Source organism: Massilia sp. DJPM01 (assembly GCF_030348125.1).
In the GTDB taxonomy this organism is placed as follows: Bacteria; Pseudomonadota; Gammaproteobacteria; order Burkholderiales; family Burkholderiaceae_D; genus Telluria_A; species Telluria_A frigida.
The window spans coordinates 1-23,267 of the sequence record NZ_JAQOZV010000008.1 but is presented as its reverse complement, the minus strand read 5'-3'; the positions used below and the strand labels follow the sequence as shown (position 1 = coordinate 23,267).

The 23,267-nt window shown below is 63.1% G+C and carries 11 protein-coding genes, 1 tRNA gene and 1 pseudogene; 11 read left to right on the top strand and 2 right to left on the bottom strand.

Going from position 1 to position 23,267, the window contains the following annotated elements:
* The first annotated feature begins 1 nt into the window (after position 1).
* The 6 genes from PO883_RS07630 (at position 2) to PO883_RS07605 (ending at position 13,513) form a co-directional block, all read left to right on the top strand.
* A complete protein-coding gene (locus PO883_RS07630) occupies positions 2-2,023 on the top strand; it encodes a bifunctional diguanylate cyclase/phosphodiesterase (RefSeq protein WP_289309218.1) in 2,022 nt (673 codons plus the stop codon).
* Between the two features lie 131 nt (positions 2,024-2,154).
* Positions 2,155-4,131 (top strand): calcium-binding protein, encoded by a 1,977-nt coding sequence (locus tag PO883_RS07625; RefSeq protein ID WP_289309217.1) that lies wholly within the window; start codon positions 2,155-2,157, stop codon positions 4,129-4,131.
* A 415-nt stretch (positions 4,132-4,546) separates the two neighbouring features.
* Positions 4,547-8,395: a calcium-binding protein gene (locus tag PO883_RS07620; RefSeq protein ID WP_289309216.1), complete on the top strand. Its 3,849-nt coding sequence runs from the start codon at positions 4,547-4,549 to the stop codon at positions 8,393-8,395.
* A gap of 244 nt (positions 8,396-8,639) precedes the next feature.
* Complete coding sequence (locus PO883_RS07615) at positions 8,640-12,500, top strand: calcium-binding protein (RefSeq protein WP_289309215.1); 3,861 nt, start codon at positions 8,640-8,642, stop codon at positions 12,498-12,500.
* A gap of 49 nt (positions 12,501-12,549) precedes the next feature.
* Entirely contained in the window at positions 12,550-13,374 is an 825-nt protein-coding gene (locus tag PO883_RS07610; protein ID WP_289309214.1) for a type I secretion C-terminal target domain-containing protein, read from the top strand.
* A 49-nt stretch (positions 13,375-13,423) separates the two neighbouring features.
* Positions 13,424-13,513: transfer RNA gene (locus tag PO883_RS07605), tRNA-Ser, on the top strand.
* 127 nt (positions 13,514-13,640) lie between these two features.
* Here PO883_RS07605 and PO883_RS07600 read toward each other — a convergent pair.
* Positions 13,641-13,841: a hypothetical protein gene (locus tag PO883_RS07600; protein WP_289309213.1), complete on the bottom strand. Its 201-nt coding sequence runs from the start codon at positions 13,839-13,841 to the stop codon at positions 13,641-13,643.
* Positions 13,842-13,961: 120 nt separating this feature from the next.
* Here PO883_RS07600 and hsdR point away from each other — a divergent pair, with 120 nt between their 5' ends.
* Positions 13,962-17,468 (top strand): type I restriction-modification system endonuclease, encoded by a 3,507-nt coding sequence (gene hsdR, locus PO883_RS07595; RefSeq protein WP_289309212.1) that lies wholly within the window; start codon positions 13,962-13,964, stop codon positions 17,466-17,468.
* Positions 17,469-17,500: 32 nt separating this feature from the next.
* The gene (locus tag PO883_RS07590; RefSeq protein ID WP_289309211.1) at positions 17,501-18,244 is read left to right on the top strand and encodes an N-6 DNA methylase; all 744 of its coding nucleotides are present in this window, start codon (positions 17,501-17,503) and stop codon (positions 18,242-18,244) included.
* Here PO883_RS07590 and PO883_RS07585 read toward each other — a convergent pair.
* The gene (locus PO883_RS07585; protein ID WP_289309210.1) at positions 18,166-19,716 is read right to left on the bottom strand and encodes an IS66 family transposase; all 1,551 of its coding nucleotides are present in this window, start codon (positions 19,714-19,716) and stop codon (positions 18,166-18,168) included. The genes PO883_RS07590 and PO883_RS07585 overlap by 79 nt on opposite strands.
* 138 nt (positions 19,717-19,854) lie before the next feature.
* Here PO883_RS07585 and PO883_RS07580 point away from each other — a divergent pair.
* The 3 genes and pseudogenes from PO883_RS07580 to PO883_RS07570 form a co-directional block, all read left to right on the top strand.
* Positions 19,855-20,643 (top strand): annotated as a pseudogene (locus PO883_RS07580) (class I SAM-dependent DNA methyltransferase); the annotation flags it as partial.
* Complete coding sequence (locus tag PO883_RS07575) at positions 20,640-21,974, top strand: restriction endonuclease subunit S (RefSeq protein WP_289309209.1); 1,335 nt, start codon at positions 20,640-20,642, stop codon at positions 21,972-21,974. The pseudogene PO883_RS07580 and the gene PO883_RS07575, both read left to right, overlap by 4 nt.
* On the top strand, positions 21,971-23,267 hold a 1,297-nt coding region (locus PO883_RS07570; protein WP_289309208.1), incomplete at its 3' end, for a hypothetical protein. The genes PO883_RS07575 and PO883_RS07570, both read left to right, overlap by 4 nt.

Below are 23,267 nucleotides of genomic sequence, written 5' to 3'. Positions count from 1 at the left end.
GATGCATGTCAGCGCCGCGACCGACTTCCTGACCAGTAGTGCCGCGCTGTGCGCCGCCGTACTCAAGCTGCGCGGCGAGCCGCTTGCCGCCGAGCTCGGGCGCATCGCGCGCGACTTGCTGTCCAGCCCGCAGGGCAGCTTTGTCGCACCCGGGCAGGCGGCCGACGGCGCCGATCCCCAGCTTGCCTGCGAGGTTGCCAGCGGTGGCCACCAGTTCGGCCGCCTGGTGGTGAGCGGGCGCGCCGCCTACGACGAGGCCGACCGGCGCCTGCTGGCCGGCCTGGCCGGGCTGGCCGCCAGCCTGTTGCAGGTCAACGGCTTCGCGCTGCGCTCGACCCAGGCTTACCTCGACCTCGAAGCGGAGTTGTCGCACCAGGCGCAAATCCTCGACCAGATCCACGAGTCGGTGCTGACGATGGACCAGACCGGCTACATCACCAGCTGGAACAAGGGCGCCGAGCGCCTGTTCGGCTACACAGCGCAGGAAGCGGTGGGGCGCAACATCCTGTTCCTGTACGCCGAGGAAGACACGGGCTTTCACGATGCCTTCGTGGAGCAGGGCGGGCGCATGATGGAAGTGCGGCGCCGCAAGAAGTCGGGCGAGGTGTTCTGGGCCAGCCTGTCGCTCTCGCCCCTGCGCGACCGCGAGCAGCGCCCGGTCGGCCTGATCGCCTACCTGACCGACATCACCGAACGCAAGCACGCAGAAGAACGCCTGCACCACCTGGCCTACTACGACGCGCTGACCGGCCTGCCGAACCGCCGCCTGATGGCCAAGCTGGTCGACCAGGCCCTGATGGCGGCCCAGCGCAAGGGCGCCACGGCGTGCATCCTGTTCGTCGACCTGAACCGCTTCAAGATGTTCAACGACACCCTCGGGCGCGCCACCGGCGACGAGCTGCTGAAACAGGTGGCGCAGCGCTTCCGCCAGGTGCTGCGCGAGCAGGACGTGGTGGCGCGCCTGTCGGGCGACGAATTCGCGGTCGGCCTGTTCGACATCCGCGAGCATTTCGAGGCGACCACGGTGGCGCACAAATTGCAGGCAGCGCTGGTCGAGCCGTTCATCATCGACGGCAACGACCTGCGCGTGGGCGCCAGCATCGGCATCAGCGTCTATCCGCAGGACGGCACGGATGCCGAAGCCTTGCTGCGCGTGGCCGACATCGCCATGGCGCGCGCCAAGCAGGGTGGCGATGGCGACAGCGTGACCTTCTACAGCCACGACATGAACCAGGGCATGCAGGAGCGCATGCGCCTCGAATCGGGGCTGCGCCAGGCGCTGGCCAATGGCGAACTGCTGCTGCACTACCAGCCCAAGTTCGAGATCAGCACGCGCGCCATGGTCGGCGCCGAAGCGCTGGTGCGCTGGCTCGACCCGCGCCGCGGCCTGGTGCCGCCGGCCGAGTTCATTCCGCTGGCCGAAGCGACCGGCCTCATCGTCCAGCTGGGCGAGTGGGTGCTGGAAGCGGCCTGCGCCCAGGCGGCGCAGTGGCAGGAGGCCGGCCTGCCGCCGTTCCGCCTGGCCGTGAACGTGTCGGCGCGCGAATTTTCGGCCGCCTTGCCGGGGCGGGTGAGCGAGACGCTGGCGCGCTATCAGCTCGACCCGTCCTGGCTGGAACTGGAAATTACCGAAAGCACCTTGATGCACGACATCGAGCGCGTGATCGCCATCATGGACCGCATCACCGCGCTCGGCGTGAGCCTGTCGCTGGACGATTTCGGCACCGGCTATTCCAGCCTGTCGTACCTGAAGCGCTTCCCGATCGACACCCTGAAAATCGACCGTTCGTTTACCACCGGCCTGCCGTTCGATGGCAACGACTGCGCCATTGCCAGCACCATCATCAGCATCGGGCGCCAGCTGCGCCACAAGGTGATCGCCGAAGGGGTGGAAACCTTGCAGCAGCTGGAATTTTTGCGCGATGCCGGCTGCGATGAAGTGCAGGGCTATCTGTTCTCGCGCCCGCTGCCGGCGGGCGACTTTGAACGCCAGCTGCGTGCCGGCTGGGTCGATTCGCGGTGATCTTTATTTTAGAGTAAGAATGTAAAATTCCTCGGTGGACATAGTCGTCTCGTCCATGCATGATAGAAATTTGAAAACATTGCCAGGAATATCTCGCTGGCGATTCGACTTTCTATCACCCAAGGATGACCATGACGACTACCCCTTTCGCGACGCCAGTCCCTATGCATCGCTCCAGCGCCGGCATGCGCCAGGACGCCCATGTGAACGCCGCGCTTGCCAATCTCGCTGCGGCGGCCAACCCGCATGCCGGACTGGTGCTGACCGGCACCGAGGACGACGATACGCTGAGCGGCGATGTGCTGGACGACCGCATTGACGGATTGGGCGGCGCGGACCGGCTGTACGGCGGCAAGGGAAATGATGACCTGGACGGCGGCAACGGCAACGACTCCTTGTACGGCGGCGACGGCAACGATACCTTGTCGGGTAGCGCAGGCAACGATGTACTCGTGAGCAGCGAAGGTGACGATCTGCTCGACGGTGGCGATGGCAACGACACGCTTTCCGACAGCGTGGGCAACGATACGCTCGATGGCGGCGCCGGCAACGACGAACTCACGATCGGCTCCTGGAGTTCCGCGACGGGTGGCGTGGTCAGTGTCTCCGGCGGTGGCGGTAACGATAAGATCGTTTTCAATCCGGGCACGGCGACGAAAAGTGTGGACGTGTCGGGCGGTAGCGGCAGCGACATTTTTTACTTTTCGTCCAGCCAACACGCTGAAAGCGTCGTCATCAACGATTTTCAGACTGGCATCGGTGGCGATCAACTTGAGTTCAGCTCCATCACGGTATCCGCATCGACCAACCCGTTTGGCGCCAGCGGCTACCTGCGGCTGGTCCAGAGCGGGAGCGATACTTTGCTGCAGGTGGATGACGATGGCGCCAAAGGTACGGCCTTCGCCTTCCATACCTTGGCAACCCTGCGCGGCATTGCCGCCACCAGTCTCGATGCTGCCAATTTTGTGGCTGGAATCAATCCCGACGGGACCGAGGGCGGCCGTTTTGTCCTGGGTAGCGCAGGCGATGATTACCTCCACGGCGGCCACCACGGCGATACGGTCATGGGGGGCGACGGTAACGACGCCATTACCGGCAGGGAGGGCAACGATGTGTTCCATGGCGAGTCGGGCAACGATTCTATCGAGGGCGGCGAGGGCAATGACATGCTCCATGGCGAGTCAGGCAACGATGTCATCGATGGGGGCGTTGGCCACGACCAACTGTATGGCGGCGAGGGCCGGGACTATTTGGACGGTGGCGCGGGCGACGATCGCATCGAGGGCGGGAGCGGCGACGACAAGCTGTTTGGTGCGGAGGGCAACGACATCATCAATGGCGGCAGCGGGAACGACTTCATCGAGGACTTTGCCGGCGATGACCAGCTGAGCGGCGGCGATGGTAACGACGTCATCCGCGGCTTTTTTGGAGCCGACACGCTCATGGGCGGCAATGGCAACGATAACCTGCTCGTGATAATGGGCGACTGCGTGCTCGACGGCGGTGCCGGCGACGACACCCTCGATGGCGGGCTCAGTAACGGCCTCCTCAATGGTGGCAGCGGCAATGACTACCTGAAAATTGCTGTTGTTGGCGAGAGCGGCCTGTTCGGCGGTAGCGGAAATGACGTGCTCGACATGCAGCTTGCATACGGCCGTGTGGTGGCGTCGGGCGGGGCGGGCGATGACATCTTCAATCTCAGGGAGCCTGGCCGAGGCGCCATCGTGAGCGCCAGCGGCGGCGATGGTGTCGATACCTACCAAGTGAGCGGTCTTGGCCTGGGCAACAACATCACGGTCAAGGACTTCAGCGCAGGCGCCGGTGGCGACCGCATCGATGTCAGCCTGATGCCCAACTCAGGCGGTCCTGGCAACCCGCTCGCCACGGGCGTGCTGCGCTACGTTCAAAGCGGCACCTCCACCGTGGTGCAGTTTGACGCCGATGGCACTGCCGGTCCAGACACCGCCTACACCCTGATGACCCTGCAGAACGTGGTGGCCGCCAAGCTGATGGCAGACAATCTGATCTACGCCGAGGCACCGGCCCGCGCTGCCATGGCGCCGGTGGAACTGGTGGGCGTGGCGCCCGACTACGTGCACGTCGCCTAAGCACCCGCGTGCCGCATCGCTTGGCCCGTCGTCGCCAGCCTTGCGCCAGGGGCGTCGGTCCCCGGCTGGCGCGTTCGATCCCGCCACCCCGCCTTCCGGCCTGACCCTGGCCGGCACCGGCACCGGCACCGGCACTGGGGACGCGGACAGCCTGACCGGCAGCGCGCTCGGCTACCGCATCCACGGCCGGTAACGATGACCTTGACTGCGGCGCCGGCTCTGGCCGCCGCGGCGATGGCGCTGGGTGCAACTGGTCGGCCTGGCAAGCGCCGGGCACCTGAGCGCGTAAGCGGAACATTGCCGCCTTTGTCATGAAATGTTACATATTCCTTAATTTTAACTCCTGTACATTCCTATCGTGCGGGGGCATGATGGACGTTGAACGCCATCAATCACCATCATTCCCCGGAGCTCCATGACCACTTCCAACGCCCGCACTGAGCACCATGCCGACCTGATCAGCAACGATGCCCTCCAGGCCAGCCCCGGCACCGCCGTGGCCGGCGCCGGCCTCAATCTGCAGGGTTGGAGTGGCACCGACGCGCTGTATGGCGCGGAGTTCAACGACACGATTTCGGGCAATGGCGGCTCGGACAAGCTGTGGGGCTACGGCGGCGACGACTACATTATCAGCAACGACCCGGACGACGACACGCCCGCCGGGTCCGACGTCCTGTTCGGCTTCGACGGCAACGATACCCTCCTCGGCGGGCGGGGCAACGACACCCTGAACGGCAACTTCGGCAATGACTTTCAGGATGGCGGTGGCGGCAACGACGAGCTCAAGGGCGAACTGGGCAACGACACCCTGCAGGGCGGCGCGGGCCACGACACGCTCAACGATTTCGAGGGCAAGGATATGCTGCTGGGCGGCGCCGGGGTCGACTTGCTGTATTCCGAACGGGGCGGCGCCAGCCTGCTCGACGGCGGCATCGATAACGACTTCCTGTTCGGTGACGGCCAGGACACCTATCTCGGCGGCGCCGGCGCCGACCGCATCACGATCCGCACCCGGGCCGCCGAAGCGGCCGCCACCACCCTGGCCGACGGCGGCGCCGGCAACGACCTGTTCAGCGTGGCGTTCCTGAACCAGGGCTCGGCGCGCGTGACCGGCGGCGGCGGGCGCGACGTCTACCTGCTGGAACGCGAGAGCGGCCCCGCCGGCTACCTTGTCACCGATTTCGCCGGCGGCCCGCAAGGCGACCGGATCGATGCCAGCCGTCTGCTGGCCGGCATCGACCTGTCCCTGGGCGACCCGTTTTCAAACGAACGCGGTTATCTGAAGCTGGTGCAGGACGGCGCCGACAGCGTGCTGCAATTCGACGCCGACGGCGCCAAGGGCAGCGCGGCCGCTTTCAAGACCGTGCTGCGGCTCGAAGGCGTGAGCGCGGCGTCGGTGGCGGCGAACATCGCGACCAGCCAGCTCAGTCCGGACGGCATCGACAATGGCGAGACCATCGTCGGCGGCGAGCGCAACGACGACATTTCCGGCTCCTACCTGAACGACCGCTACGAAGGCAACGGCGGCGCCGACACGATCTGGTCGGGTGCCGGCAACGACACCCTGCTCGGCGGCACCGGCGCCGATATGTTGTTTGGCGGCAATGGCGACGACCTGATCGAGGGCGGCGACGGCAACGACTACCTGGGCGGCGGCGTGGGCTCGAACATCGTATCCGGCGGCGCCGGCAATGACCAGTTGACGGTGGAGTACGCCGGCGACAACCTGCTCGATGGCGGTGATGGCAACGATACCCTGAACGCGGGCGGCTACCAGGCCACCCACTTCGGCACCACGCAACTGTCCGGCGGCGCCGGCGACGACCAGATTGACATATCCTCAGGTTCACCGGCGGTGACGCTGATCGCCAGCGGCGGCAGCGGGCGTGACACGTTCCGCCTGTTGACGTACGGCTTCGCGGAGAGTACGCCGCACATCACGGTGACCGATTTTTCGGTCGGTACGGAAGCGGACCTGCTCAATCTGAACCTGTCGTTCACGTGGAGTTACACCGGCAACCCCTTCGGCGCCGATGGCTACCTGCGCCTGGAGCAGCGCGGCGCCGACACGGTACTGCGCTATGACAACGACGGCGCGGCCGGCACGGACTACACCCTGATTGACATCATGACCTTGCGCAACGTGAGCGCCACCAGCCTGACCAAAGCCAATTTCGTGCAGGGCTACGACCCCGCAGCCGCCTTCTTCGGCCGGGTGCTGACCGGCACGGCCGGGGCCGATAGCATCAGCGGCGACGCGCGCGCCGAACACTTCATCGGCCTGGGCGGCAGCGACACCCTGCTCGGCGGCGCCGGCGACGATCTGGTCGAAGGCGGCGACGATGGCGACCTGCTGCAAGGCGGCAGCGGCAACGACAGCATCTTCGGCGGCAACGGCGACGACACGCTGACCGGCGAAGAGGGCAGCGACAGCGTGGTGGGCGGGCACGGCAATGACGTGGTGACGGGCGGCGCGGGCGACGACATCGTCAGCGGCGACGATGGCGACGACATCCTCACCGATGTCGAAGGCAACAACGTGCTGACGGGCGGCTACGGCCGCGATACCATCGTCAGCACCGGCAGCGGCAGCGACAAGGTCGACGGCGGAGAGTACGAAGACACCGTCACCGGCGGCGTTGGCGATACGCTCGACGGCGGCGGCGGCGACGACCGGCTGTTCGCCGATTTCACGGGCGGGGCCAAAGGTTCGGTGCGCATGCTGGGCGGCTGGGGCGACGACGTGCTCACCTTCGGTCCCTCGCTGGCATTCCAGGACGTCCTCGTCAGCGGCGGCGAGAGCCTTGACACCTACCGGTTCGCACCCGGTGCCCACGCCGGGCAGGTTGACATCACCGATTTCCATCTCGGCTACCGCAACGACGTGCTCGACCTCGACGCCCTGATTCCGCAGGTGGTGGCCAACTACGTCAGCAATCCGTTCGGCACGCTCGGCTACCTGCGCGTGCAGCAGAGCGGCAACAGCACGCTGCTCCAGTTCGACGAAGATGGCGCTGCCGGCAGCGCGGCGGGCTTTCGCACCATCCTCACCCTTGACGCCGTCACGCCCGCCCAGCTGACCGCCAACCACATCGCCGGCGGCATGAATCCGAACGGTTCCGTGGATGGCATCCACCTGTCCGGCTGGCACTACGACGAAATCCTCAACGGCGGGCGCAGCAACGATGTGCTCGACGGTCAACAGGGCAATGACGTGCTGTACGGTTTCCAGGGCAACGACGTGCTGCGTGGCGGCTATCACAATGACACCCTGCATGGTGGCGAGGGCGACGACCTGCTCGACGGCGAGGACGACAACGACATGCTGCTCGGCGACACCGGCGCCGACACCCTGAACGGTGGCCAGGGCGACGACAAGCTCGACGGCGGCGCGGGCAACGACGCGCTCGATGGCGCCAGTGGCGTCGACCTGCTGCAGGGCGGGCAGGGCGACGATGTGCTCGACGGCGGTATCGGCAACGACACGCTCGATGGCGGCGACGGCATCGACATCCTCAAGGCCGGCGATGGCGACGACAAGCTCGACGGCGGCGCCGGCAACGACGAGCTGAGCGGTGGCGAGGGCAAGGATGTCCTGCGCGGCGGCGCCGGCGACGACATCCTGAACGGCGGCAATGGCGACGATGCGCTGTTCGCCGGCCAGGGCGACGACCTGCTCGACGGCAGCGCCGGCAACGACACCCTCGACGGCGGCAGCGGCAGCGTGCAGCTCAACGGCGGCAACGGCAACGATGTGCTCAAGGTCAGCGGCAGCGGCAACAGCGGCCTGTTCGGCGGACGCGGGGCCGACCTGATCGAGATCGCCGCCACGCAGCAGGTGCTGGCGGGGCGCGTGGTCGTGTCGGGCGGCGAGGATGCCGACACCATCGTCTTCACGCGCGGCGCGCTGGATAACACGGCGCTCACGGCCAGCGGCGGGGCCGCCATCGACACCTACGTGCTGCGCGGGGAAGGGCGCCTGGGCAGCCTGACGGTGAAAGATTTCGTGGCCGGCGCCGGGGGCGACCGCATTGACCTGCGCGGCCTGGCAGCGCCAGACGGTGTGCTGAAGTTCGTGCAGAGCGGCAGCGCGACGCTGGTGAGTTTCGACGCCGACGGCGCCGTCGGCCCGCTGGCCGCGGTCACGCTGATGACCTTGCAAAACGTGCTTGCGACCAGCCTGACGAGCGACAACGTGGTCGATCTCAGCGGCGCCCCGGTGCCACTGGTGGGCATTGCGCCGGCCGAGTTCCTGCCGGGCTGATCGAGCCACAAGGCAAGATCGATTGCCACGCACCCTTGTCCGGCATAAGGGCGTGGCAATCCGTATCCCGACACCGGGCCGGCCCTGACCGGCGCCGCCAACAATGCCCTTCTGCGCGGCGGCGCGCCGGACGCACAGGTTGTTGCATTTTATTTAATCTTACATTCTTTACATTCAGCCAGGGGGGCGGGCATGATGGCGTTGATAATATTGCCATCAATCGACCATCATTCCCGGGACCCACATGAACATTTTCAACGCCGTCACTGAGCGCCACGCCGACCTGATCAGCAACGATGCCCTCCAGGCCAGCCCCAGCGCCAACGTGGCCGGCGTCGGCCTCAATCTGCAGGGCGGGAGCGGCGCGGACGCGCTGTATGGCTCGGCGTTCAACGACACGATATCGGGCAATGGTGACGGAGACAGGCTGTGGGGCTACGGCGGCGACGACTCCATTGTCAGCAACGATCCGGACGACGACACACGCGCCGGGTACGACGAGCTGCTCGGCTTCGACGGTAACGACACCCTCCTCGGCGGCCGGGGCAACGATTCCCTGAACGGCAACGCCGGCAATGACGTCGCCGATGGCGGCGCCGGCAACGACGATCTCAAGGGCGAACTGGGCAACGACACCCTGCGGGGCGGCGCGGGCCACGACACGCTCAACGATTCCGAAGGGCGCGACTGGCTGGCGGGCGGCGCCGGGGTCGACTTGCTGTACTCCGAACGGGGCGGCGCCAGCCTGCTCGACGGCGGCATCGATAACGACTTCCTGTTCGGCGACGGCGAGGACAGCTATCTCGGCGGCGCCGGCGCCGACCGCATCACGATCCGCACCCGGGCCAATGAAGCGGCGGCCACCACCATGGCCGACGGCGGCGCTGGCGATGACCTGTTCAGCGTGGCGTTCCTGAACCACGGCACGGCGCGCGTGACCGGCGGCGCCGGGCGCGACGTCTACCTGCTGGAACGCGAGAGCGGCGCCGCCGGCTACACGGTCACCGATTTCAGCGGCGGCCCGGAAGGCGACCGGATCGACGCTAGCGGTCTGCTGGCCGGGATCGACCTGTCGCTGGGCGACCCGTTTTCAAACGAACGCGGCTATCTGAAACTGGTGCAGGACGGCGCCGACACCTTGCTGCAATTCGACGCCGACGGCGCCAAGGGCCCGGCGTCCGGCTTCAAGACCGTGCTGCGGCTCGAAGGCATGAGCGCCGCGTCGGTGGCGCCGACCATCTCGACCAGCCAGATCCTCCCGGCCGGTATCGACGACGGCGAGACCCTCATCGGCGGCAGCGGCAACGACGACATCACCGGCTCCCGCCTGAACGACCGCTACGAAGGCAACGGCGGCGCCGACACGATCTTTTCGCGCGAGGGCCACGACACCCTGCTCGGCGGCGACGGCGCCGATGTGCTGGCCGCCGCAGACGGCGATGACCGGATCGAGGGTGGCGAGGGCGACGACCGCATGGAGGGCGGCGCCGGCTCGAATACCATGCTCGGCGGCGCAGGCAACGACACCTTGACAGTGGACTACGCCGGCGACAGCATGCTCGATGGCGGCGATGGCGGCGATGGCAACGATTACTTGTGGGCGGGCGATGATGGGTCCGCCAAGTTTGGCTCAGTGCACCTGTCCGGCGGCGCCGGCGACGACGTCATCGCGTTCTCCGAAGCGCCACCGGAGGTGACCGTGAGCGTGAGCGGCGGCAGCGGACACGACACCTTCCGCCTGGCGCTGTTCGGGAAACCGGAGAACACCCCGAACGCGACGCTGACCGATTTTTCGGTGGGCGCCGACAGCGACCTGCTCGACCTGTACCTGTCGGGCCTGGCGTGGGATTACGCCGGCAATCCGTTCGGCGCCGATGGCTACCTGCGCCTGGAACAGCGCGGTACCGACACCGTACTGCGCCACGACCGCGACGGCGCGGCCGACAGCACCTACACCATGATCGACGTGCTGACCCTGCGCAACGTCGCCGCGGCCAGCCTGACCAGCGCCCATTTCAAGCAGGGCTACGATCCCGCGGCCGGCTTCTTCGGCCGGGTGCTGACCGGCACGGCCGGCGCCGACAGCATCCAAGGCGACGAACGCGCCGAACACCTCATCGGCCTGGGCGGCAGCGACACCCTGCTCGGCGGTGCCGGCGACGACCTGGCCGAAGGCGGCGACGATGGCGACCTGCTGCAAGGCGGCAGCGGCAACGACAGCGTCCATGGCGGCAACGGCGACGACACGCTGGCCGGCGACGAGGGCAGCGACAGCATGGTGGGCGGGTCCGGCAAGGATATGCTGACCGGCGGCGCGGGCGACGATTACCTCAACGGCGGCGACGGCGACGACATCCTCACCGATGCCGAGGGCAACAATGTGCTGACGGGCGGCGAAGGCCGCGACGTGATCGTGAGCAGCGGCAGCGGCAGCGACAAGGTCGACGGCGGCGATGGCAACGACAGCATCACCGGCGGCACCGGCGATACGCTCGTTGGCGGTGCGGGCGACGACCAGCTGTTCGCCGATTTTGCGGGCGGCGCCAAAGGCGCGGTGCGCATGGCGGGCGACGCCGGCGACGACGTGCTCACCTTCGGCCCCTCGCAGGGCTTCCAGGACGTGGTGGCGAGCGGCGGCTATGGCACCGACACGTTCGTGTTGGCGCCCGGTGACCACGCCGGGCAGGTGACCATCACCGACTTCTACAACAACGATGTGCTCGACCTGGACGCCCTGATTGCGCAGGTCGCGGCCAATTACGTCAGCAACCCCTTCGGCGCGCTCGGCTACCTGCGCGTGCAGCAGCACGGCAACAGCACACAGCTTCAGTTCGACGAAGACGGCGCCGCCGGCAGCGCGGCGAGCTTTCGCACCATTCTGACCATCGACGCCGTGGTGCCCTCGCAGCTGAGCGCCAACCACATTGCCGGCGGCATGAATCCAAACGGCTCCGAGGACGGCATCCACCTGTCCGCCTGGCGCGAAGACGCGATTTTCAAGGGCGGGCGCAGCAACGATGTGCTCGAGGGCGGGGAAGGCCTTGACTTGCTGTACGGTTTCCAGGGCAACGACGTACTGCGGGGAAACCTCCAAAACGACACCCTGCACGGTGGCGAGGGCGACGACCTGCTCGACGGCGGGTACAACAATGACATGCTGCGCGGCGACGCCGGCGCCGACATCCTGAATGGTGGCGATGGCGACGACAATCTCGACGGTGGCGCCGGTGCGGATGTGCTGGAAGGCTGGCAGGGCGCCGACCTGCTGCAGGGCGGTCTGGGCGACGACTTGCTCGACGGCGGCATCGGTAACGACACGCTCGGTGGCGGCGAGGGCGCCGACATCCTCAAGGCCGGCGATGGCGACGACAGCGCCGACGGCGGCGCCTGCAACGACGAGCTGAGCGGCGGCGAGGGCAACGATATCCTGCACGGCGGCGCCGGCGACGACACTGTGAATGGCGGCAACGGCAACGATGCGCTGTTCGCCGACCAGGGCGACGACGTGCTCGACGGCGGCGCCGGCAACGACACCCTGGACGGCGGCTGCGGCAATGTCCAGCTGAACGGCGGCAACGGCAACGACCTGCTGAAAGTGGTGGGCAGCGGCAACAGCGGCCTGTTCGGCGGACGCGGCGCCGACGTGATCGAGATTGCCGCGACCCAGCAGGCGCTGGCGGGGCGCGTGGTCGTGTCGGGCGGCGAGGAAGCCGATACCATCATCTTCACGCGCGGCACGCTGGATAACACGGCACTGACGGCCAGCGGCGGTGCCGGCATCGACACCTACGTGCTGCGCGGGGAAGGGCGCCTGGGCAGCCTGGCAGTGAAGGATTTTGCAGCCGGCGCGGGGGGCGACCGCATCGACCTGAGCGCCCTGGCAGCGCCAGACGGTGTGCTGACCTTCGTGCAGGGCGGCAGCGCGACGCTGGTGAGTTTCGACGCCGACGGCGGCGCCGGTCCGCTGGCCGCGGCCACGCTGATGACCTTGCAAAACGTGCTCGCTACCAGCATGACCAGCGACAACGTGGCGGCGGGCGCTGGCGCATCGGTGCAGCTGGTGGGCGTGGCGGATGCGCTATCGGACGCGTTCATCATCGGCTGACCTACGCAAGTGAGGAACGATTGCCGCCCACCTTGCCCTGCGCAAGGGCGTGGCAAGTCGCCTGCTGCAACAGGGCAACGACACACTGGTGCAGATCGACGACGATGGCGCCGCCGGCGCCGCCAGCAGCATCCGCACGGTCGCCACGCTGACCGGGGTGCGCGCCCAGGACGTGCTGCTGAACAGTTTCGTCGAAGGCTACAACCAGGATGGCTCGCAGCACGGCATGACGGTGCAGGCCGGCGGCAGCGATGTGTTCAACGGCGGTAACGGCAACGACCGGATGTCCGTCAACTATGGCCAGTACGTGCTCGACGGCCTGCTCAATGGCGGCAGCGGCAACGATATCATCAAGGTCCAGACCGACGGCGAGGTGGGTGCGTTCGGCGGCAGCGGCAACGACCGGATCGAGATCAACGCCAACGATTATCTGGCGCAAGGGCGGGTGCTGGCCAATGGCGGCGAGGGCGACGATGCCATCATCCTGACGCGCGAGACGCAGAAGTCGAACCTGGTGACGGCCATCGGCGGGAGTGACCGCTTCGGCGTGGTGGGGAGCGTGGGCACGAGCATGTTCGGCGTGCGCGATGTTGCGGTGGGCGCGGGCGGCGACAGGATCGACGTGTCGGCCCTCTTGAACGGCGCGGTGCCGCCGGGCGACCCGTTCGCCAGCGGGGTGCTACGTTATCTGCAAAGCGCGAACGATACCCTGGTGCAGTTCGATGCGGATGGGGCGGCGGGCGCGCAGGCGAATTTTGTCACGATGATGAAGTTGCAGGGCGTGCTGGCCACGACCTTGACGGCGGCGAAGCTGATTACCGCGGTGGAGCCGGCGCTGGTCGGGCTTGCGGCCGTCGCGGGGGGATGGGCTTAGGGCAAATTGCCCTAAGCCGGGGCTTTTTTCTGTATAATCGCGTTCTGCAGGAAGCGTGGCCGAGCGGTTGAAGGCACCAGTCTTGAAAACTGGCGACGGTGTGAGCCGTTCGTGAGTTCGAATCTCACCGCTTCCGCCAATACTTGAAACAAGCCGTTGATTTTTAAGGGCTTTTTTCTTGTCGTGAATTTTACCTATCAACTCACCCATCAATTAGAAAATGCGCCTTCCGAGCTCAGAATTTAGCTCAGTAGCGCGGACCTACGTCATTTCCAAGCGGTTCGCGCCCCAGGGGGGGCGGCGCAATGCGACAGAATTTCCGGCAACTTGGCCGGCACGCGACGGTTCGGGATGATGAAGGTGGTGTCGGGGCGCCCCAGTGTCATTTGATGGAAGAAGCGCAGTGCGTAGGTTTTCTGGTTGGTGCTGGACCAAGCCAGATGCCGTTCTGCGATCAGGTACTGCATGTAATGCTGCAAATAGTCTTGCGACTGCGAGTTACATTTCGTTGCTATAATGCACACCTGCGAGCATCACCGGCAGCTCGCCGCTGACTTCGCGTCGATCGATCCAAGGGCGGAACGAATATGGCAAAGGGAACTGCAGGAAAACCAAGTAACTTCGACTTCTTGGCTGAGCACTCCCCACTACTAGCTGACCTTGGCTCCACGGCAGAGCGACTCTATCCATTTGACCCTGCCAGTTGCGTACTCAAGCTGCGACTGCTTGCAGAATCGTTGATGCAGGAAGTCGCGTCTCGCATAGGCTTGCGCCTGCAACAGCCCACCCAAGCAGAGCTAGTGCGTGCAGTAGATCAACGTCTGGGGTTGGACTCCCAAGTGCGGCAGATGTTCCATTTGCTTCGGATTCGTGGCAATGAAGCCGCTCACCAGGCAGATCACGGCATAGGCTATCGGGAGGGCCTTGAAGCTCTCAAGGTTGCGCGGGAGGTTGCTCTTTGGTTTCACCGCAGCTTCGGGACGGCGCCAGATTTCAAGTCCGGCCCCTTTATCTTGCCGGATGACCCAAGCCAAAGATTAATCGAACTGCAGCAGCAAGTGGATAGCCTCACTCAAGACCTCCACCAAGTCCAAACCGAGCAGGTCGGTAAGGCCGAACTTGCCAAACTGCTTGCCGCGCAGGCGGCCCAAGAGCGCGAACTCGCTGAACGCGCCAGCGAGGAGCGAGGGATCTATGAAAGTCTGGCCGAAGAGGCTAGTGCACGGTTTGCTGCGCTGAAAGCGGAGTTCGACGCAAAGTTGAAGGCGGCGGCCTCGCTGCCTACAACTACCAGCGCTCAAGAAGTTCAGCGCTTTGCTCGACGGGCCGCTCGCGCAGCGCAACAAGTGACAATCGACGAGGCCGGCACGCGGCTACTGATTGACCAGATGCTCCGTGACGCCGGCTGGGAGGCTGACACCATCGCACTGACCTACGCAAAAGGAACTCGCCCGCAGCGCAACCGCAACCTGGCCATCGCCGAGTGGCCTTCGCGCGGCAAGCAGAGTGCCGACTACGTGCTGTTTGCTGGCCTGACGCCAATTTCCGTTGTGGAAGCCAAGCGCCTAAATGTAAACGTCGCTGGCAAGATTGGTCAGGCCGAACGTTATGCACGCGGCTTCGACTTCGATGCTGAGTACCAACCCGCCTGGCTGATCGAAGGCTGCCGAGTTCCATGGTCCGATGGGCAGGGCGGCAATTTCCAGCTGCCGTTTGCATACTCATGCAATGGGCGCCCCCTTATCAAGCAAAGTCCGGAGGCTAGCGGCACATGGTTCCGCGACCTTCGTCTTGGTTCAAATTTGGCCAAGCCTCTACAGGGATTTCACACGCCCGAGGGCCTGCTGGACCAGCTTCGTCGCAGCAAGGCCGATGCCGAGGTGCGCTTAAGGCAAGAGGGTTTCGCCTACCTCGGCCTGCGGGACTATCAACAGAAGGCGGTCGTTGCCGTCGAACAGGCAATGGAGGGCGGCCAGGCGAATTGCCTATTGGCCATGGCAACAGGTACGGGCAAGACCCGTACCATTATCGGCCTAATCTACCGTCTACTCAAAACCGAGCGCTTTCGCCGAATTCTGTTTGTGGTCGATCGCACGGCACTGGGTGACCAAGCTATCGATTCCTTTAACGAAGCGCTGCTTGAACAGAACCAGCCGCTTTCCAAAATCTACAACATAGCTGAACTAGGGGACATGGCAGCTGAGGCAGAAACGCGGGTGCAGGTGGCCACAGTGCAGGCCATGGTCACTCGCATCTTCGCCAGTGACCGTCCGCCTGCCGTTGACGCCTTCGACTGTGTAATTGTCGACGAGGCCCACCGTGGTTACACATTGGATCAGGAGATGACCGAGGGCGAACTTGCTCTGCGCGACCAGACTCAGTACCTGTCCACCTACCGCCGTGTGCTGGATTACTTTGATGCGGTCAAAGTTGGCCTGACGGCCACACCCGCTCGCCACACAACAGAAATTTTTGGTCGCCCGGTATTCACTTATTCGTATCGGGAAGCCGTTGCCGACGACTGGCTTATCGACTATGAGCCGCCCATTCGCTACCAGACCCTGCTTAGTCAACATGGGATTCACTTTGACAATGGACAGCAAGTGGAGGCCATCAACATGGGTACCGGCGAGATCGAGTCGGCTGAGCTAGAAGACGAGCTGCATTTCGAGTTGGAGAGCTTCAACAAGCGAGTCATCAGCGAGGAATTTAACCGCGTCATTTGCGAACAGCTCGCACAAGAGCTGGACCCGATGGGGGAAGAGAAGGCATTGATTTTTTGCGCCACCGACGCGCACGCGGACATGGTGAAACGCTTGCTAGGCGACGCTTTTAAGGACGTGTATGGCGACCAGTACAATCAGTCTGCTGTCGAAAAGATCACAGGCGCTTCAGATAAGGTGAGCCAGCTGATCCGCCGCTACAAGAACGAACGCTTTCCTTCTATCGCCATCACTGTGGACCTCTTGACGACGGGCATCGACGTGCCTTCCATCTGTCATGTTGTGTTCATGCGTCGGGTGAAATCGCGAATTCTGTACGAACAGATGATTGGTCGAGCTACCCGGCGATGCGACGCAATTGGAAAGACCGTCTTCAAAATCTACGACCCCGTAGACCTATACGCCGCGCTGCAAGCCGTCAATACCATGCAACCATTGGTGAAGGACCCGCGCGTCACATTGGACCAGTTGCTGGACGAACTGAACAATCCGGCTGCGTACGAAGCGCCCGGCAGTGGGCCGGGCCGCAGTCACGCGCACGATGTACTGGACCAGCTTAACCAGAAGCTCATGCGCGTGCTACGTGACGCCGCCCATAAAGCCGATAAGCGCCCGGCGCTGAAAGAGCGACTGGACGCCTTGGAGGTGCAATGGGGCGTGGCGCCACAGGAACTGCACCACCACCTGCACCAGTTGAGCGCAGCAAACGGTCCGCAGGCGGCGGCCGATTTCCTCCGAAACAACACACGGTTGTTGCTGCAACTCGCCGAGGTGCAGCAACTGCTGGGCACGGCCTATATGCCGGTCATCTCGCAGCATATCGACGAGATACGCGAGCGCACCCAGAGCTGGGGCGTGTACGCCAAGCCGGAGGACTTCCTAGATAGCTTTGGCGACTTCGTGCGTTTGCAGATCAACCAATCGGCTGCCATCGCCACTGTTGTCAACCGCCCGCGAGACCTTACCCGCGAGCAGTTGAAGGAAGTACGCCTGCTGCTCGACGGCGCCGGCTACTCCGAGGCCAACCTCAAAGCCGCCTGGCGCAAGCAAAGTAACCAGGATATTGCTGCTGGCGTCATTGCCTATATCCGCCAAGCGGCGCTCGGGGAGGCACTGGTCCCCTTCGAGCAGCGGGTAGGCCGCGCCATGCAGGCGCTATACTTGCAGCATTCGTGGACGCCAATGCAGCGCAAGTGGCTGCAGCGCTTAGCCAAACAGCTCACTCACGAAACCGTTATCGATCACAGCTTCGTTAACGCCGCCTTCGCAAACGATGGCGGCGTCAAGCAGTTGGACAAGCTGCTTGGTGGCCAACTCGATCGCGTAATGAACAACTTGGCCGATGGCATGTGGCCGCAAGCCGCAGCCTGATGGCCGAACCAGCCTTTAACTTACCTCTATAAATGAATAACCAAGACATCGTTCAAAAGCTCTGGAACCTCTGCGACATCCTCCGCGATGACGGCATCAACTACAGCGACTACGTAACCGAACTCGTTCTCCTTCTTTTCATTAAGATGGAGCACGAGAACACTGCGAGCGGTGTGCTGAAGGCGCACAAGCTCCCTGAGTACGCTCGTTGGCCCGAGTTCACCATTCGTTCCGGCCTAAATCTTTTGAATCACTACAAGAGTAGCTTGCTCGATCTTTCGCAGAGTGTTGACCCGCTAATAGCAGCGGTCTATGCTGACGCTCAAACCAGCCTCAAAGAGCCGCGTCATCTGGAGCACCTGATCAAGAGCCTGGACACCATCGATTGGTTCAGTGCAAAGCAAGACGGCTTGGGTGACCTCTACGAGGGCCTGCTGGAGAAGAACGCTAGCGAAACTAAGAGTGGCGCTGGTCAGTATTTTACCCCGCGCCCACTGATTGACAGTATCGTTCACCTGCTGAAACCTCAACCCGGCGAGACTATCCAGGACCCGGCCGCTGGCACAGCCGGATTCCTGATCGCAGCCGATGCCTATATTCGCAGTCAAACCGACGACCTTTACGACCTTAGCGAAAAGCAGCGCCAATTCCAACGCAACAATGCGTATCTGGGCATGGAGCTGGTTTCGGTAGCCGTTCACACCCCAACCGGAATTGCCGGCAGTGCAGGCACCGCCAGACCGCGTCGGGCTGCGGCAATAACGTCAGCAATGTAGGTCCACGACGATGCCGAGCGTTTTCTGCACGTCTCGATAACGCTGGCCAAGAGCGCAAAGGCCCGCGTGCCGGCTTCGCTGCGAGTGCCCATGCTGATACGGCGCGCGATCACCCAATGGCGCAGGGCTTGCTCGGCAGCGTTGTTTGTCAAGGGTAGCTGCGGCTCGGAGACCTGGCGCAAGATGACGTCCCAGTCGAGCAGGAATTCACGCGCAAGGGCACGCAGCTTGTCATTGCCATGGTCCCGATGTCGCTCGCAGAGTGTGCGCAAGCATGCGATATCGGTAGCGTGAATGCTCGCCAGCGCGCCCACAGGCTGGCCCTGTGCGCAACGGGCGGCATAGATGGCCTCCATCAGCCTACATAGCACCTCATGCATGTCCTTGCCGGCGCGCGCCACCCTGGCATCGGTGGAATCGATCAAACCTTGGCACTTCCTGATCAAATGCGCCCAGCAACGCAGGCGCCGGCCAAGGTGTCGGTAGGCTTGGTAGCCATCGGTCATCAGGTTGCCCGCGAACTTGGCCGTCAGTACATTCGACAGAATTTCCAGGCCGCGCGAGCAGATGAAGAACACGGTGGTATGGCTGGCCACGAACACCCACAGCCAGAACGGCTGGCCGGATTCTTTCCATGGGGTCTCGTCGGCGTGGAGCAGGACGGCTTGCTCGATGTCGAGGACCATCTCGTCTTCCAGCGGCGCGACGGCACGACCCGCTTCACGGATGGTTTCGTCGAGCACGCCCGTGCTCAGTTGCAGATCGAACAGCTCGATAAAGAATTCACGGATGCGTGCGCGCGACAAACGCATGCGCAGCGCTAGGAACACGATGGCGCCGGCCAGACGCGGCCCGATCAGGCGCCATTGTCCGAGCGCCACCTTGTCCCAGAATGGATCGTCGGGCGCGACGTGATGCGTCGCACGCGTCACATGCCCGCACGAGCAGCTGCCCGTATAGAGCGTATGCCTGGTTACCCGGAGCAACAGCCCGGCCTGGCCCGCAAGCTTGTCGGCGATATCGATAGCATCCCAGGCGGTGTAGGCAGTAGCGCCGTCTTGCGACAAAGGCTGGCCGCAGCCGGCACAGCTGTCGGGATGCCAGTCGGACTGCTCGGTGTACGCCAGCTTCTGGGTGCGGCCAAATCCTTTGGCGCCGACTTGCTTGCCAGCCTTCCTGATGCCGGACTTGCCGGACTTGCCGGGCGATGTTGTAGACGCCGGTAGCGGACTTGGCGCATCCGCTCCCTTGGCTGCGGCGGCATAAACTGTCATGGGCGCCGTGCCAGTGCATGCAACGGCGCCCGCTTCGATGCGCGTCGATTCCCATGGCGCGCGGCTCGACGGTGGCCTGGAACTGTTGTTTGGTGTTTGATTGAGCCGATCCCGCGACTTGCGTAATTCCGCCAGCGCGCGAACCAAGAGATCTTCCTTTTGCGACGGCGTGAGCGAACTCACCCACTCGTCGCTCATCTGGCGAAGATCGTGATCGGTAAGTGGGGTTGGCTTTATTTGCATCGTTGAGTATTATGTAATATCGACAACTTCCTTGGTGAAATTTTTTGGCTTTCTCATAGGGGGAAGTGAACGGCTACGGTTTCGAGCACCCGTCGTTTGGCCCTGATGAATTGCCTGCTACACGGGATGGAGGGCGATGCCGAGGGTGTAGTCCACCTGGGAAATACGCTGGGCAGCGCTGGAAGTAAGTTACCCAAAAGCGAAATCATCCTCAGCAACCCGCCTTTCGGCGTGGCAAAGGGGGGCGGTGGCCCTACCCGGGATGATTTGACTTTCGCCACGAGCAACAAGCAATTAGCATTTTTGCAGCACATCGTTCGCCATCTCAAGGACGGCGGTCGTGCGGCTGTGGTGCTACCTGATAACGTGTTGTTTGAATCCGGCCTTGGGGCCGACATCCGGCGCGACTTGATGGACAAGTGCCGCCTGCACACCATCTTGCGCCTGCCAACCGGAATTTTCTATGCGCAGGGGGTGAAGACGAACGTGCTTTTCTTCCAGAAGGTGAGCCAAGCCGCAACCGGCAGCACGCCGGAGGTTTGGGTTTACGACATGCGCGCCAACGTCCCAAAATTTGGGAAGCGCACCCCGCTGACCCGGACCCACTTTGCAGACTTCGAGTCGTGCTTCGGTACCGATCCGAACGGTCAAAGTGACCGTACGGATCACGGTAGTACGGGGCGCTTTCGCCGCTTCACGCGAGCCTGGATCGCGAGCGAGAAAGGCGATAGCTTGGACATCACCTGGCTCAAAGATGATAACGACGAGGACGCGGCCGATTTGCCTGAGCCGTCGGTCCTTGCTCAGGAAGCGGTAGATGAGCTGCGTGCAGGGGTCGAAGAGCTGGAGGCCATTCTGGCGGAATTGGCTGCGGCTGAATGATTGCCAACTGGACGACTGCACCAATCGCCAAGCTCACCGAAAAGGTGGGGAGTGGAGCTACACCACGTGGTGGAGAAGCTGCATACACGCTATCAGGAACACCCCTCATTCGGTCAATGAACGTCGTGTTCTTCGGTTTTAAGCGGGATGGCTTGGCATTCATCGACGACTATCAAGCTTCCGCGCTCGATGGTGCTACTGTGCGTGCGAATGACATTCTTTTGAATATTACGGGTGCCTCAATTGGGCGGGTGACATTGGCTCCCCACGATATGGACGGCGCTCGAGTAAATCAGCACGTATGTATCATTCGGCCGAATACGTGCATCGACAGCCGATACTTCCGCGCGTACTTGTCTAGCCCGGCTCTTCAGTCGAAGATTTGGGCAGACAATACCGGCACCACGCGACAAGCACTGACAAAGCAACAAATTCTTGCTTTCGAAGTGCCAATTCCGCCATTGGCTGAGCAGCGCCGCATCGCCGACAAGCTCGACACCATGCTGGCCCGTATAGCGGCGATGAACTGCCGCCTCGCACGTGTTGGACCATTGCTCAAGCGATTTCGGCAATCGGTGTTGGCGGCGGCGACGTCGGGGAAGTTGACGGAACGGTGGCGCACTCAAATGAACGCCCCATCGTGGTCGATTACGACTGTCGATACTGTCGCGGCTGTTGGTACTGGTTCCACTCCGCTGCGATCTAATACAGATTTCTTTGCCGCCATCGGCGTTCCATGGATTACCAGTGCCGCAACTGGTCAGTCACTTGTGACCACGGCTACCGAAAATGTGACTGACTTGGCTATCGCTGTTCATCGCCTGAAGCGCTACCCCGTCGGGACTTTGCTTGTCGCAATGTACGGCGAAGGGAAAACTCGCGGTCAAGTTTCGGAACTTGGTATCGAGGCCACCATTAACCAAGCCTGCGCTGCTATTGTCGTCGATGAGTCACGGATGCTTCGAAGTTTTGTGAAATTGGCGCTGCGGGCCAATTACCTCCAAATGCGAGACTTGGCGGAAGGGGGGAATCAGCCCAATTTAAATCTTTCCAAGATTAAGGCTTTTCCTTTACCAGCGCCATCTATGGATGAGCAGGCTGAAATCGTACGCCGTGTCGAATTCCTTTTCACCTATGTGGACCGCTTGGAAGCGCGCCTGCAAGCCGCGCAATCCGCAACGGAGCGTCTTACGCCGTCCTTGCTGGCGAAGGCCTTTCGCGGCGAGTTAGTTCCCCAAGACCCCACCGACGAAAGCAGCAATGAGCTGCTGCGCCGTCAGGCTGCCGCCGCGCCAGAAACCGCCAAACGCGGCAAAAAGGTAACAGCGTGAGGTTGCTGTCGCTTGCAATTTTCGGTGAGTACAAAGGGCTCAAAGACCAAGCCTTTGACTTCTCTGCGGCCAATGGCGATGTGGTTGTTCTGATCGGTGCCAACGGCTCGGGCAAATCGCAGGTGATGGAGCTCATAGCAGAGGTATTGGCCTATTTGGAGCGTCAGCAACGTCCGGATTTTCGTGTCAGGGGATCGCTGGGGTACGACTTTCGTGTCGCATATGAGCTCGCGTCATCGCTGTTCGAAGGATGCCGTCGCTATGTGATCGATTCCCGCAGCGACGGCGGAGTTGAGATCTACGTACCAGAGAATAACCCAGCCATTGAGATCACTCCGGACGCGCCTGACAGTTGGCGCCAAATTCATGGAGCCGCCGAATTGGACGATGTCCTGCTGCCACGGCTCGTGGGATATGCCTCAGGTCTCTCCGAGAATCTGCAACGTCCCTTCATGCGAAACGCCTTGCAATTCCACGATGTGATCCGGGTGCGTTCTAGGCTGAAGAAAGAACTAGCCCAGCCAAACGTGGACGAATTAAGGACTATTGAGATCAATCGGAAATTCCTCGCCCGGCACCGTGGCATCTTTGATGCTGATGACGATCCGAATGTACCTGATCTCTTTCGCCTGCGGGAGGCCGACACCGTCGCACCAAGAAGCCTGTTCCTCGACTACGATTGTGCAGCGTTGCTCATCGCGGTTTTGGGAATGCTGCCAGCGCCGGATAGGGACGAGATCTGGCCAGAAATTCCTTTCCGTCATCCAGCTCGCGCCATTGTTCGGTTTGATTTACGGGGCCACGCTACTGCGGGCGACAATGCCCGAGACGTTCAGCGGCTGATCGAACTAGCTGGCCCCGACAGTTTGAGGCCTTTGTCGCCAAGAACCTCTGAGGAGCAATACGAGTTGTTCCAGTTGGATTATTTGGCTGGCGACATTGAACTCGACTTCACTAATCCGATGGTGGTCCGGCACCTTAGGGGGAGCGAACGTGAACCCAGTCAATGGTTCTCAGCGCTCTACAAGCTTCAGCTCTTGGGTACAAGTGCGTGGTCAGGGGAAGTAAAGCGGTGGTTGAGGCGCGACGGATTCCAGGGGCACGTGAAGAAGCCGCTTAAGGGGAAGCTGCCACTGTCAGTGCAAGAGCTCTGGATGTCCGACGGACAGCGCCAGGTGGCGCTTGACGACCTGAGTGACGGCGAGGTTCAACTGTTGCTAACGCTCGGTGCAGTTAGGCTGTTCGGCAATGACGAGACGCTGTTCTTGTACGACGAGCCGGAGACTCACCTAA

What these genes read in the sequence shown, in the direction of transcription:
- PO883_RS07630 (WP_289309218.1), top strand. Translation starts at nt 2, where the DNA reads ATGCATGTCAGCGCCGCGACCGACTTCCTGACCAGTAGTGCCGCGCTG.
- PO883_RS07625 (WP_289309217.1), top strand. Translation starts at nt 2,155, where the DNA reads ATGACGACTACCCCTTTCGCGACGCCAGTCCCTATGCATCGCTCCAGC.
- PO883_RS07620 (WP_289309216.1), top strand. Translation starts at nt 4,547, where the DNA reads ATGACCACTTCCAACGCCCGCACTGAGCACCATGCCGACCTGATCAGC.
- PO883_RS07615 (WP_289309215.1), top strand. Translation starts at nt 8,640, where the DNA reads ATGAACATTTTCAACGCCGTCACTGAGCGCCACGCCGACCTGATCAGC.
- PO883_RS07600 (WP_289309213.1), bottom strand. Translation starts at nt 13,841, where the DNA reads ATGCAGTACCTGATCGCAGAACGGCATCTGGCTTGGTCCAGCACCAAC.
- hsdR (WP_289309212.1), top strand. Translation starts at nt 13,962, where the DNA reads ATGGCAAAGGGAACTGCAGGAAAACCAAGTAACTTCGACTTCTTGGCT.
- PO883_RS07590 (WP_289309211.1), top strand. Translation starts at nt 17,501, where the DNA reads ATGAATAACCAAGACATCGTTCAAAAGCTCTGGAACCTCTGCGACATC.
- PO883_RS07585 (WP_289309210.1), bottom strand. Translation starts at nt 19,716, where the DNA reads ATGAGCGACGAGTGGGTGAGTTCGCTCACGCCGTCGCAAAAGGAAGAT.
- PO883_RS07575 (WP_289309209.1), top strand. Translation starts at nt 20,640, where the DNA reads ATGATTGCCAACTGGACGACTGCACCAATCGCCAAGCTCACCGAAAAG.